The organism is Aquimarina macrocephali JAMB N27 (assembly GCF_000520995.1).
In the GTDB taxonomy this organism is placed as follows: Bacteria; Bacteroidota; Bacteroidia; order Flavobacteriales; family Flavobacteriaceae; genus Aquimarina; species Aquimarina macrocephali.
This window is the reverse complement of sequence record NZ_JACA01000027.1, coordinates 1-13,360: the sequence shown is the minus strand read 5'-3', so window position 1 is coordinate 13,360 and position 13,360 is coordinate 1. Positions and strand designations below refer to the sequence as shown.

Annotated in this window: 11 protein-coding genes; all 11 read right to left on the bottom strand. The window is 32.0% G+C overall.

The features are described 5' to 3' along the window. Positions 1-9: 9 nt before the first annotated feature. A complete protein-coding gene (locus tag Z054_RS0116770) occupies positions 10-1,281 on the bottom strand; it encodes an adenylosuccinate synthase (protein ID WP_024771201.1) in 1,272 nt (423 codons plus the stop codon). After that, positions 1,281-1,748, bottom strand: coding sequence for a Fur family transcriptional regulator (locus tag Z054_RS0116765; protein WP_024771200.1), 468 nt, complete (start codon positions 1,746-1,748; stop codon positions 1,281-1,283). Before Z054_RS0116765 ends, Z054_RS0116770 begins: the two co-directional genes overlap by 1 nt. 176 nt (positions 1,749-1,924) lie before the next feature. Beyond that, on the bottom strand, positions 1,925-4,132 hold the full coding sequence (locus Z054_RS0116760) for a RelA/SpoT family protein (protein WP_024771199.1): 2,208 nt from the start codon (positions 4,130-4,132) through the stop codon (positions 1,925-1,927). Positions 4,133-4,301: 169 nt separating this feature from the next. Further along, complete coding sequence (locus tag Z054_RS0116755; protein ID WP_024771198.1) at positions 4,302-5,534, bottom strand: M48 family metallopeptidase; 1,233 nt, start codon at positions 5,532-5,534, stop codon at positions 4,302-4,304. A gap of 94 nt (positions 5,535-5,628) precedes the next feature. Further along, positions 5,629-6,438, bottom strand: coding sequence for a TrmH family RNA methyltransferase (locus tag Z054_RS0116750; RefSeq protein WP_024771197.1), 810 nt, complete (start codon positions 6,436-6,438; stop codon positions 5,629-5,631). 51 nt (positions 6,439-6,489) lie between these two features. Next, on the bottom strand, positions 6,490-9,264 hold the full coding sequence (locus tag Z054_RS30380) for a PAS domain-containing hybrid sensor histidine kinase/response regulator (RefSeq protein WP_024771196.1): 2,775 nt from the start codon (positions 9,262-9,264) through the stop codon (positions 6,490-6,492). A 6-nt stretch (positions 9,265-9,270) separates the two neighbouring features. Further along, positions 9,271-9,678, bottom strand: coding sequence for a hypothetical protein (locus tag Z054_RS0116740; RefSeq protein WP_024771195.1), 408 nt, complete (start codon positions 9,676-9,678; stop codon positions 9,271-9,273). Between the two features lie 176 nt (positions 9,679-9,854). Continuing rightward, positions 9,855-10,199: a 50S ribosomal protein L20 gene (rplT, locus tag Z054_RS0116735; protein WP_024771194.1), complete on the bottom strand. Its 345-nt coding sequence runs from the start codon at positions 10,197-10,199 to the stop codon at positions 9,855-9,857. A gap of 141 nt (positions 10,200-10,340) precedes the next feature. Continuing rightward, positions 10,341-10,538 (bottom strand): 50S ribosomal protein L35, encoded by a 198-nt coding sequence (rpmI, locus tag Z054_RS0116730; RefSeq protein WP_024771193.1) that lies wholly within the window; start codon positions 10,536-10,538, stop codon positions 10,341-10,343. 60 nt (positions 10,539-10,598) lie between these two features. Beyond that, entirely contained in the window at positions 10,599-11,117 is a 519-nt protein-coding gene (gene infC, locus Z054_RS0116725; RefSeq protein ID WP_084050423.1) for a translation initiation factor IF-3, read from the bottom strand. Between the two features lie 66 nt (positions 11,118-11,183). Beyond that, complete coding sequence (thrS, locus tag Z054_RS0116720; protein WP_024771191.1) at positions 11,184-13,130, bottom strand: threonine--tRNA ligase; 1,947 nt, start codon at positions 13,128-13,130, stop codon at positions 11,184-11,186. Positions 13,131-13,360: the final 230 nt, after the last annotated feature.

Sequence of the window (13,360 nt, the reverse complement as noted above, 5' to 3'; positions counted from 1 at the left end):
CACTATTTTTTACCTGTGTATGGTTTGCGTTCTATCTGGTCCTACAGAAACAATCGTAATTGGTGTTTCTAATTCTTTTTCTAAAAACGAAATATATTCATTTAACTCTTTAGGTAATTGAGAAGGATCTGTCATTCCAGTAAGGTCTTCAGACCAGCCTTTCATTTCGGTATAGACCGGAGTTACATTTTCAGGTTCTATATTGTAAGGTAAATGAGTAATTGTTTTACCTTGGTATTTATAAGCAGTACATATTTTTAAGGTTTTAAATCCACTTAGTACATCGCCTTTCATCATCATTAATTTTGTTACTCCGTTTACATGTACGGCATATTTCAAAGCTACAAGATCTAGCCATCCACATCTTCTTGGTCTACCTGTGGTAGCTCCAAATTCATGACCAACTTGCGCCATTGTCTCTCCATCTTGATCAAATAACTCGGTAGGGAACGGTCCACTACCAACTCGAGTAGTGTATGCTTTGAATATACCAAAAACATCTTTGATCTTATTTGGTGCAATACCTAGGCCTGTACATGCTCCTGCTGCGGTAGTATTTGATGAAGTTACAAATGGGTATGTGCCAAAATCTATATCCAATAAAGATCCTTGCGCCCCTTCAGCTAGAATTGTTTTTCCCTCTTTTTGAGCCTGATGAAGGTATTCTTCACTATCAATAAAAGTAAGTGTTTTTAAAACTTTAACCGCTTCAAAGAATTCATTCTCTAATTCTGTAAGATCGTATTCTATTTTAGAATCATAAAAATCAATCATTGCTTCGTGCTTATTAGCTAAAGCACGGTAACGTTCTTTCCAGTCATTTAATTCTAAATCTCCAACTCTAATACCATTTCTACCAGTTTTGTCCATATATGTAGGACCAATCCCTTTTAAAGTAGAGCCTATTTTTGCCTTTCCTTTAGAAGCTTCAGAAGCAGCATCCAGAATCCTATGAGTAGGAAGAATTAGATGGGCTTTTCTAGAAATTAATAATTTGGATTTATAATCTAAATTAAATTTATTAAGGTTATCTAATTCTTTTTTAAAAATCACAGGGTCTATTACGACACCATTTCCAACCAAATTAATGGCCTTATCATGAAAAATTCCACTAGGAATAGTATGCAACACATGTTTGATTCCATCAAATTCTAAAGTGTGACCAGCATTGGGTCCACCTTGAAATCGTGCAATAATATTATAATCTTTTGTAAGAACGTCTACAATTTTTCCTTTCCCTTCGTCTCCCCATTGAAGACCAAGTAATAAGTTTACTGCCATTAGTTATCTTTATTAGTTGGGTTTTTTTTAGTTCCGTAGAAATACAAAGAATGATTTGTAATATCTACATCAAAAATTTCTTCGATTGTTTTTTTGATAGATTGAATTCTAGGATCACAAAATTCTAATACATCCCCGGTATCAGTTAAAATTAGATGATCATGTTGCCTGTCGAAATATGATTTTTCGTATTGAGCTTGATTTTGTCCGAACTGATGTTTTCTAACTAGTTTACATTCTAATAAAAGCTCTATAGTATTATAAAGTGTGGCACGGCTTACCCTATAGTTTTTATTTTTCATTTTGATATATAATGATTCTATATCAAAATGCTCATCACTTTCGTAAATCTCTTGAAGTATAGCGTATCTTTCGGGTGTTTTTCTATGACCATTTTCTTCTAAGAAACTGGTAAAAACATTTTTAACGATTATCTGGTCGTTTTGTGTAGTTGCTTTAGTACTCATACGTTTAAAAACGCAAAGTTACATTATTTTTTATTAGTGAGACTCTGATTTAAAAACGATTATTTAAGGATTTTTAAAATTAGCTGATTTGAACTGACCTTATCATAAAAAAGAATCTTTATAGAATAGTTTAATTCTTAATTCATAATTCTTTTTAGAATAAAAATACCAAGTTTTTATTCTCTTACCACTTTATCAATACCACTTATTTTTGAAAGGTTTTTCATAACTGTTTTCAAGGTATTCTTATTTTTAACACCAACTGTTATTTTACCTGTAAAAACTCCATCATTAGTATCAAAATTCATATTGTATATGGCAAGACTCATATTGTTTGAAATAATTTGAGTTACCTCATTTACTACTCCAATATTGTCAATACCGTTAAGCCTTATTACAGCCTTGAATTCTTCTTGACTAGAATCAATCCATTTTGCAGGAATAATACGATATGCATAGTTGCTTTGTAGCTGTAACGAATTCGGACAATTATTTTTATGAACTTTTATACCTTCATTAACCGTTATAAAACCAAAAACATCATCTCCAGGAATTGGATTACAACAATTTGATAATTTGTATTCTAATTTTTCTGAATCTTTTCCAAAAACAAGCAGATCGTATTTAGATGTAATTTCCTCCTTATTAACGTCTTTAATATTACCTCTTCGAATTCTATTTTTGATAAAATTCATGAAGACATTACTACGAGTAGTAGCAAACTCTTTGATCTTTTGATTGTCAATAGTCCCTATGCCTACTCTATAGAATAGATCCAAACTTGTTTTAAGTTTAAAATAGAGAACAAGTTCGTTAACCACTTTTTCGCTCATTGTTATTTTCTGAGAGCGAAGTTTACGTTTTAAAACGACTTTGCCATCTTCGGCAATTTGTTTTTTCTCGTCTCGTAAAGCAGATTTAATTTTGGCTCTTGCTCTTGCTGTAGTGGCATAATCCAGCCAGCTAGAAGAAGGTTTTGATTTGGTCGAGGTAATTATTTCTACCTGATCACCACTTTTAAGTTCGTGGCTTAGTGGTACTAATTTACCATTTACTCGTGCTCCTCTAGTTCTTAATCCAACCTCGGTATGCACACTAAAACCAAAATCGAGTGCAGTTGCTCCTTTTGGTAATGATTTTAAATCTCCTTCTGGAGTAAAGACAAATATTTCTTTTGCATAAAGATTTAGTTTAAATTCTTCTACAAAATCTACAGCATTTGTTTCAGAATTTTCTAATGCTTCCTGTAATCGATTAAGCCACCCATCTAATCCTTGATCCTGTTTTTCTTCGGTATTCTTATACTTATAATGTGCAGCGTATCCTTTTTCTGCAATTTCATGCATACGCTCACTACGAATTTGTACTTCAACCCATTTGCTGTCTGGGCCAATAACTGTTATATGCAAAGCTTCATAACCGGTGGACTTAGGTTGAGAAATCCAATCTCTTAATCGAATAGGGTTTGGCCTGTAATAATCGGTTACCACAGTATATATTTTCCAGGCAATAAACTTTTCATTCTCTATATTATCAGACTTGTATATTATCCGTATTGCGAATTTGTCATATACTTCGTCAAATGCGATGTTTTGCTTTACCATTTTTCTACGAATCGAAAAAATGGATTTTGGTCTTCCTTTTATTTCATAATTTAATCCTTCTTTATCAAGGCCTTCTCTAATTTGATCAGAGAATTTTTTGATATACTCATCTTGTTCCTCTTTGCTCTCTTTAATTTTTTCCAGAATATCCTTATATACTTCGGGTTCGGTATATTTTAATCCCAGATCTTCTAATTCTGTTTTGATATTGTATAAGCCGATTCGATGAGCAAGAGGAGCGTATATATATAAAGTTTCAGATGCAATCTTTACCTGCTTATCTGGCCTCATAGCATCCATCGTTTGCATATTATGTAAACGATCGGCAATTTTAATAATAATAACCCTTACATCATCATTAAGTGTAAGAAGCATTTTTCTGAAATTCTCTGCTTGTAAGGAAATGTCTCTGTCCTTTTTAAGAGATGAGATTTTGGTAAGACCATCTACAATACGAGCTACTGTTTCGCCAAACATTTGCTCAATATCGACCAGTGTATATTCTGTATCTTCTACAACATCATGAAGTAATGCAGCTGCAATTGATGTAGCATCCAATCCAATTTCACTAGCTACAATTTTTGCTACTGCTATAGGGTGAAAAATATAAGCCTCACCACTTTTACGACGCTGATCTTTATGTGCATCAACAGCAATATCAAACGCCTGTCGTATAAGTGTCTTATCCTCTTTAGTAAGGTCTCTATAACTAATACGAAGCAATTCTTTGTATTGCTTAGCAATCTGTTTATTTTCTTTATCTATAGCAGCTTCAGTCATAACATAAAGTTTTTTAAGAAAGCCCTATTAAGTATCGTGTGTGATATCCCCGAGTAATATTAACCGACAAAATTGTGCCTTGAGATTAATGAGTAAACTATATTTTTTTTGTCATTAATAATTAAAAATACAATTAAGAAATGTAACCACCAAGTCTTGAGTAAGGGATTTATTTCCTAAGATTTTTAATTCTTTGTAAAAGAGTAGGATGTGAGTAATGAATAAATACCATAGCAGGGTGAGGGGTTAAGTTGCTAAGGTTATTTTTTGAAAGTTTTTTCAAACTATTAATTAGGGCTTCGTTATTATAAGTTTCCTTCGCATAGTTATCTGCCTGGTACTCGAAAGCTCTAGAAACTATATTCATTATTAACCCCGTTATTTCAGAAATCGGACTATACAAAATCCCAAAAGCTATAAGCCCAATATGAAACGAAGGAGTTTCTACTCCAAGTGCTTCAGATAGGAGTGGATTTGCAATAAAAAGAGATAAAAACCATAATGTTAAACCTGTAAGTGCAATGGATAAAAACAAATTAACGATCACATGTCTTTTTTTATAATGCCCAACTTCATGTGCTAGTACTGCTACAATCTCTTCATTATCAAGGTCATTGACTAATGTGTCATAAAGAGTGATTCTTTTTTCACTTCCAAAACCAGAGAAGTAAGCATTTGCTTTAGTACTTCTTTTAGAACCATCAATAACAAAAATGTCTTTTAATTGAAAACCAACTTTCTTAGAATAAGCTTCAATCGTATTTCTTAGTTCTCCAGGTTCTAAAGGGGTTTGTTTATTAAAAATTGGAACAATAAGTTTTGCGTAAAACATATTCATTGCCAATGTAAATATAGATACTAATGTCCAGGCATAAATCCAAAAAGAGTTTCCTGTAATTTGATAAAACCATATAATCAATGCCAAAAGTCCTCCTCCTACAATCATCATCATGATAATGCTTTTTATTTTATCAATAAAAAAGGTTTTTGTAGTGGTTTTGTTGAAACCGAATTTTTCTTCAATAACAAAAATTTTATAGTAAGTAGCAGGAGTAGAGAGAATATCACTACCAATCATTATAATTCCAAAAAAAAGAAGACCAACTATAATTGAATTATCTGAAATATTCCTTGATATCGTATCTACTAAAGCAAATCCATCTAAAAAGAAAAATGCAAGCATTATACACAATGAAATAGTAGAGGAAACTAATTTAAATTTGAAATTAGCTTCTTTGTATGCTATGGATTTCTGATATTCTTCTTCGGGGTAAACGTCTGTAAGTTCTTCGGGAATTTGATTGTTATAGTGTCTAGAATTAAGAATGTCTAATAAAGAATCTATTAGAAATACAATAATAATAATAGCTATTAATAAATAAAAAAGGGAATTGGGGGTCATTGGTTTAGAGCAATTAGTAGTTTAAAGATTTGGGATATGTAGGAAGTGGTAAGTTAATGATTTTTAATTGATTTTCAGTACTATTTTTAATCTTTTAGACTGTGAACCCTCGTTGACGCTTTGCTTCAAAAATAAGAATTCCGGCAGCGACCGAAACATTCATAGAGTCTATTACGCCACTCATTGGTATTTTAATATTTTGAGTTGCGCTTTCTAAAAAAATGTCACTCAATCCTGTAGCTTCGGTACCAACCACTATAGCAGAGGGATTAGTGTAATCCTGGGTGTGATAATCTATTGATTTTTGTAATGCCGCTCCATAAATGTTTATGTTGTGCTTTTTTAAGAAGTCTATAATATCACCAGAAGATCCGGTTGCTATTTTGTTGGTGAATATACATCCAACGCTAGATCGTATAATATTGGGATTGTATATATCTGTTTTTAGGTTTGCAATGAAAACAGCATCTAATTGAGCAGCATCTGCAGTACGTAATAATGCACCGATATTACCAGGTTTCTCAGGAGACTCTGCTACAAGGATCAAAGAGTTTTTTGATGATAGTGCGAAATTATTAATGTCAATATCTTTTGAAATAGCCATAGCTAAGACTCCTTCTGTTGTGGTTCTATAGGCTAATTTTTGATATATTTCTGAAGTAATCTCAAACAGTTCAATTTGATGTTGAGAAGCAGTAATTAGTGTCGAAATTTCTGTAAGAGGAATAATGGAAGAACAATAATAAAGTTGAGTGATCGTATATCCTCCCTGAATGGCTAATGTAATTTCGCGTTTACCTTCAATAATAAAACGTTTCTCTCTTTTGCGAACTCTCGATTTTTCTTTAAGTTGGTTAAGAAATTTTATTTTATCATTCTGAAAGCTTTTTATCTGGTTTTGCATAAACGCAAAGATAATAATAGCCAATAAAAAATGTTTTCTTTTTTTATGTATTTAAGAAGATAAATCTTGTATATGCTGATTGATTTCTTCGATGATTTTAAGGTAAGATTGATCTAATGTCAGAAAGTATTCTTTGAGTAGACTAAATTCTAATTTTTCTTTTGAAGAATATTCTATTTTTTGTAGAATATCTGTTTCATTTTTTAAGCCAATAGTTTTAAAACTGGATTTAAGTTTATGCGCGATTTCTTGTGTCACGTCCCAGTTTTTTTCTTCAATGGCCTGTTTTAGTTTTTGATAATCCTTGGGGGTTTCATCAATGAACATTTGTAAAACTCCCTGAATGATTTCGGTATCATTATCAAAAGTTTTTTTCAGAAAAGACAGGTCACAGAGTCTTTTAACTTCTAAAGATGCTGACGTATCGGTATTATCAATATTGCTAGAAATAATGGTGTCGTTTTGTAAGTTTTTTGATTGGATACTTAACAGTACTTCTTCAAGAGCTTGTTCACTTAATGGTTTAGTAAGGTAAAAATTCATTCCAGACTCTATTGCTTTCTTTTTTGATTCTGGGAACACATCTGCCGAACAAGCTATTATAGGTATTTTATTAATTTTATCATCATTAGAACTTCTTATGATTTTTGTAGCCTCTGGACCATCCATTACCGGCATATGCATGTCCATGAGTATTAGGTCATAGGTAAAACTCTTAAGTTTTTCTAATGCAATCATTCCGTTATCTGCTATATGCGTATCTATATGCCAATTAGAGAATAATTGTTTTATAAAGAACTGATTCATTTTGTTGTCTTCAACAACCAGTACTCTCATCCCGGATAGGTTATGGTTATTTTCAGACATAGTAGTATGTTTCTTATTTATTTCTGTAGATCTAAAATTACTTTTAGCATATGTAATAGAGAAATCAAAAATGGACCCGAGTCCTGGTTTACTTTCAGCATTAAGTATTCCTCCTTGTAATTCAATAAGTTGTTTAGAGATTGAGAGGCCAAGCCCTGTTCCTTCTATCTTATTTTTTCCTGGTTTGTGCACTTGATAAAAGCTTTCGAAAATATTCTTAAGCTTATCTTCAGGGATACCAACTCCTGTGTCTTTAACAGAAAAATTGATAGTGATTCCTTCTGTGTTTGATTCTTCTGTTTTTACCTGTATCGTTATCTCACCGGTTTGAGTGAACTTTATTGCATTACCTATTAGGTTGATTAGAATTTGATTTAGCCTAAGCTGATCTCCAATAATAAATTTAGGTACAGAAGGGTCAATAAGCGTTGTGTATTTTAAACCTTTTTCATCTGCTTTTATTTTAAAACCACGCGAGATGTTAGTAATTAATTCCTTAAGACTAAAATCTGTATTATGTAATGTGAGTTTCCCAGCTTCAATTTTAGAAAAATCAAGAATGTCATTGATTAATATCAAAAGGTTTTCGGCAGAAAATTGAATTCCGTCCAAGTTTTTTTTGTCAATTTGAGAAGTTGTAAAGTTGCTTTTTTGTAAAATACCTGTAAGTCCCAAAATAACATTAAGAGGAGTCCTGATTTCATGACTCATATTAGATAGAAAAACGGTTTTTGCCTTAGCAGATTTCTCTGCTATAACCTTAGCTTCTCTAATTTCATTATCAATAATTTTTCGATTTGTTATATCTCTGAAAAAACCGTTGAAAAGATAATCATCTTTGGTTTCAATAGCAATGACTGTAAGTTCTATATATACAATAGAACCATTTTTTCTATTTACCGAGGTTTCTACTCTTTTATTGATCAGTTCATCGTCTCCGGTATGTATATAGTTGCTAAAACTCCTTTTTAACTCTTGTCTAAGCTTATATGGGACTAATGAGTAGATACTGTGACCAATCGTTTCTTCTCTTTTTAGCTCTAGTATGTTTTCTGCTTGTTTGTTCCAATTTAATACAATTCCCTTACTATTTACCAAAACAACACCATCCATTGCTGTCTCTAAAATAGTTGTGTTTAAATGCTCACTATATTTTAATTCTTCCTCTACTTTTTTTCTCTCAATAACTTCTTCGGTAAGCCTTTCATTGATTTCCTCTAGGCTATAGAGCTGTTTCTGCAACATCTTATGCATTTGTTGTTTACTAGGGAAATTGATAAGATCTTTAGCAAGAATTTCTTCGGGAATTACATTTAGTGTTGCAGTAAATGAGTCTAATAAATGATAAGATTGAAAATGCTTTTTATAGATAAGTAAATAGATATTAGTAATTGCGTTTATACCTAAACTGTTTTTGATTTTAAGAAAAATCTGATTAGAAAACTCTAATAGGTTTTTTCTCTCCTTGATTAGGTCAATAGTTCGAAAATCATATGGAGTATTCAGATATTTTTTGATCTGAATAATTTTAGTATCATTATAACTACCAATCAGTTCTGAAGATTTCTCTAATACTTTAGAGAGAAAAACTTTACATAAGATTAATTCTTGTTCTTTTAATGGATCAAATATTAATTTGAAAGATGTGTGTTTGAATACAGAATTATACCTTTCTATAATTTGATTACGCACAAATTGTTTGCTAGGCCGGCGTACCGTATTTTTTTCTGTAATATACTCTTCTAGAAATAAGTATAGTTCTGGTAAAAATTCAATTTTTTTTACATAAGAAAATTCTCTAAAAGCTGTAACTTTTATTTTTAGATTAGAAGTATTCTTAGATATGTCAATCTCTTTCCAAAGAAAATCAATTAGATCAATAATTTCTTGCTCTTCTTGGCTTTTTTGAGGACTGGTTTTCTTGGCGGTCGTTATTCTTTTAAACCATTTTAAGATCATCTAGGGTCATATTTTGCTAGCTTTATATATTTTGTAAAAGCCTAATGCTGATAAACCCCATGTCAGAATTAGTGCGATAAACCAAATGTAGTTGCCAAAAGTATTTCCAAATATATTCTTGAAAATATTATAGCCAAAGATATGAGCTATCTGCATATGGAGATGTCCAAGAGCCATAACTACAAACCCCCAAGCAAGTAGCGTCATTCCTGATCCAAATTTCCCTCCTTTTAACTTTGTTGCTGTAAGAAAACTAAACACAAGTGCAATGGCAAGAAAAGGCATTTCTAAAAGACCAAAAATTTGCTCTGCTCCTAAATTGCTATTATTAGAATGTGTAGTATGATCTTGTGCCAGTAATCCCTGGCTTATTAAAAGTAAAGTTGATATAAGCAAAAAGTGTTTTTTTTTCATATCTATTCAGTTTTCTTAAAAGTAATGAAAAAATACCAATCTTTATTCTTTTTAACGGATTAAATGCTGTTTTTTTACGATGAAATGCATTATGTCTTAAATGTTAGGTATAAAAAAAATCCTGCTTCAAAAGCAGGATTTTTTATAAGTGAGATTGTATTATTTTACTAAAAGAATTACTTTACTTTTTCTACAATTGCTTGAAAAGCTTCTGGGTTGTTCATCGCTAAATCGGCAAGAACCTTACGGTTTAATTCGATATTATTAGCTTTTATTTTTCCCATAAATTGAGAATAAGACATACCATGTAAACGGGCACCCGCATTAATACGAGTAATCCATAATGCACGGAAAGTTCTCTTTTTTGCTCTACGGTCTCTATACGAGTATTGCATCGCTTTATCAACCGCATTTTTCGCTACTGTCCAAACGTTTTTACGACGTCCGAAATAACCTTTTGCTTGCTTGAGAACTTTTTTTCTTCTAGCTCTTTTAGCAACAGAATTTACTGATCTTGGCATAATTTAAATTTTTTAGTAGTAGGCGGTCGACAATCGACACTTGATCTTTTAAACTTTAAATCTTAATTCGAAAATTGTGAATCTAAAATTTATAGGCCTAACTCCTGGGTTTATACTAATTCTAACCTGATTAAAAAAGAATTACTTTAAACGTAATTGTTCTTTAATACTATTTTCATCGCTTTTGTGCACTAATGTTGCGTGCGTTAAGGCAAGCTTACGTTTTTTAGATTTTTTTGTCAAAATATGACTCTTAAAAGCGTGCTTTCTTTTGATTTTACCAGTACCGGTAAGCTTAAAACGCTTCTTTGCACTGGATTTTGTTTTCATTTTAGGCATTGTATCCTTGTTTTTAGAATCTCACTTATTATCTTAATTATTCCTTATAATAGGAATTTCTTATTTTTTTGGAGCGATAAACATAATCATTCGTTTACCTTCGAGTTTTGGCATTTGTTCTACTTTACCATACTCTTCTAACTCTTGTGCTAATCTAAGCAGTAGAATTTGACCTTGATCTTTGTATATGATAGAACGTCCTTTAAAAAAGACGTAAGCTTTTAATTTGGCTCCTTCTGATAAAAATTTAATAGCATGTTTTTTCTTAAATTCATAATCATGCTCATCGGTGTTGGGACCAAATCTAATTTCTTTAATAACAACCTTAGTCGCCTTTGATTTTAAGGCTTTGTCTCTTTTCTTCTGCTCATAAAGGAATTTTTTATAATCCATTATTTTACAAACAGGAGGCACTGCTTTAGGCGAAATTTCTACAAGATCAAGTTCTTGCTCTTCAGCAAGTTGTAGCGCTTTTTTTGTTGGGTAAACACCAACTTCTACATTGTCACCTACAAGGCGCACTTCATCAACACGAATTTTATGATTGATTTTGTGTGCATCTTCTTTGATTACTCTCAGTGGTTTTTGAGACCTTCTTCTTCTTATTGCTATGACTTAAAATTTTAAATTAAACTTAATTTATCGTTATCCATTAAACGGTTTTAGCGTTCTTTTAATTTCTTCTTTTATTATTTTAGAAAACTCTTCAATTGATATAGCTCCTAAATCTTCACCACCATGTTTGCGAACAGATATGGTGTTGTCTCTCTCTTCTTGTTCCCCTAAAATGATAATATAAGGAAATTTATTCATTTCTGCCTCTCTAATCTTTTTACCTATTGTTTCATTTCTATGATCAGCAAGGGCGCGAATTTCGTCATTTTCTAACAAATTTAAAACTTTTTCAGAGTATTTTTCATATTTCTCACTGATAGAGAGTATAATAGCTTGTTCCGGCATTAGCCATAGAGGGAAATTACCTCCCGTATGTTCTAGCAAGATAGCAATAAATCGTTCCATACTACCAAAAGGAGCTCTGTGAATCATTACTGGTCTGTGAGATTCATTATCACTACCCTTATAAGTAAGGTCAAAACGCTCAGGTAGATTATAATCTACTTGTATAGTTCCTAGTTGCCAATTTCTGCCTAATGCATCTTTTACCATAAAATCGAGCTTAGGTCCGTAAAAAGCAGCTTCTCCGCTTTCGATTACATAATTTAACCCTTTATCTTTTGCTGCATTTATAATAGCATTTTCTGCTTTTTCCCAATTTTCTACATCTCCAATATATTTATCAGGGTTTTCTAAATCTCTTACAGATACCTGAGCTGTAAAATTTTCAAAACCTAAAGAGCTAAAAACATACAAGACTAAATCAATTACTTTTTTGAATTCTAGATCTAATTGATCAGGAGTGCAAAAAATATGAGCATCATCCTGAGTAAACCCTCTTACGCGAGTAAGCCCGTGAAGTTCTCCACTTTGCTCGTATCTGTATACGGTGCCAAATTCTGCATATCGTATAGGTAAATCTCTGTACGACCATGGTTTGGTATTATAAATCTCACAATGATGAGGGCAATTCATTGGCTTTAGCAAGAATTCCTCACCTTCAGCGGGAGTGTTAATAGGTTGAAAACTATCTTCTCCATATTTTGCATAATGACCAGAAGTTACATATAATTCTTTTTGGCCAATATGAGGTGTAACTACCATTTCATAACCAGCTTTCTTCTGTGCTTTTTTCAAAAACTGTTCCAAACGATCACGTAGAGCAGCTCCTTTAGGAAGCCAAAGAGGTAATCCTTGACCTACTTTTTGAGAAAAAGTAAAAAGTTCAAGTTCTTTACCTAGTTTTCTGTGATCCCGTTTTTTAGCTTCTTCGAGTAATTCTAAATATTCTTTTAATTCTTTTTGTTTCGGAAAAGAGGTTCCGTAAACTCTTGTTAATTGTTTATTATTCTCATCACCACGCCAATATGCTCCTGCAACACTCATAATTTTTACAGCTTTAATAAGCCCTGTGTTAGGAATGTGTCCTCCTCGGCATAAATCAGTAAAAGTATCGTGGTCACAAAATGTTATTGTGCCATCTTCTAGGTTTTCAATTAACTCAACCTTATATTCATTGTTCTCTTCTTTGTATTTAGCCAAAGCATCAGCTTTAGAAATAGATCTCATTTTGAAATTATGCTTTCCTCTTGCGATTTCAAGCATTTTGTCTTCGATAGCTTTAAAATCTTTTTCAGAAATAACTTGATCCCCCAGATCTACATCATAATAGAATCCGTTATCTATAGCCGGGCCAATAGATAGTTTAACCCCAGGGTATAAATCTTCAAGAGCTTGAGCCAAGACATGAGATGTAGAATGTCTAAATGCTGTTTTACCTTCATCATCTCTCCATGTGAATAAAACAAGGTTACCATCTGTGGTTAATTCTGTGGAGGTTTCGATAGTAGTTCCGTTAAATTTTGCAGAAATTACATTTCTGGCAAAACCTTCACTAATATCTTTTGCAACATCCATAGCAGTAACTTCGCTATTGTAGTCTCTAATCGAACCATCTGGTAACGTAATCTTGATCATCTTTTTCTAATTAAAGGAGCAAAGATAATACGATAATAAAATCCATACAATATATATAAGATATAATTTAACAGATTAATACTATAATATATATGTAGGGTAGGGTAGTCGTTGGTATTCGTGGCTTTTAGGGAGGCTTGACTGCTCTTTTTGTAATGTCTTTTATGATTATATGAGAAAGGATAATAATACTGTATTATACCATCTATAATTTTGTTGTTTATGTAAAA

Excerpts from the sequence above, each read along its gene's own strand:
- Z054_RS0116770 (WP_024771201.1), bottom strand. The coding sequence starts at position 1,281 with ATGGCAGTAAACTTATTACTTGGTCTTCAATGGGGAGACGAAGGGAAA.
- Z054_RS0116765 (WP_024771200.1), bottom strand. The coding sequence starts at position 1,748 with ATGAGTACTAAAGCAACTACACAAAACGACCAGATAATCGTTAAAAAT.
- Z054_RS0116760 (WP_024771199.1), bottom strand. The coding sequence starts at position 4,132 with ATGACTGAAGCTGCTATAGATAAAGAAAATAAACAGATTGCTAAGCAA.
- Z054_RS0116755 (WP_024771198.1), bottom strand. The coding sequence starts at position 5,534 with ATGACCCCCAATTCCCTTTTTTATTTATTAATAGCTATTATTATTATT.
- Z054_RS0116750 (WP_024771197.1), bottom strand. The coding sequence starts at position 6,438 with ATGCAAAACCAGATAAAAAGCTTTCAGAATGATAAAATAAAATTTCTT.
- Z054_RS30380 (WP_024771196.1), bottom strand. The coding sequence starts at position 9,264 with ATGATCTTAAAATGGTTTAAAAGAATAACGACCGCCAAGAAAACCAGT.
- Z054_RS0116740 (WP_024771195.1), bottom strand. The coding sequence starts at position 9,678 with ATGAAAAAAAAACACTTTTTGCTTATATCAACTTTACTTTTAATAAGC.
- rplT (WP_024771194.1), bottom strand. The coding sequence starts at position 10,199 with ATGCCAAGATCAGTAAATTCTGTTGCTAAAAGAGCTAGAAGAAAAAAA.
- rpmI (WP_024771193.1), bottom strand. The coding sequence starts at position 10,538 with ATGCCTAAAATGAAAACAAAATCCAGTGCAAAGAAGCGTTTTAAGCTT.
- thrS (WP_024771191.1), bottom strand. The coding sequence starts at position 13,130 with ATGATCAAGATTACGTTACCAGATGGTTCGATTAGAGACTACAATAGC.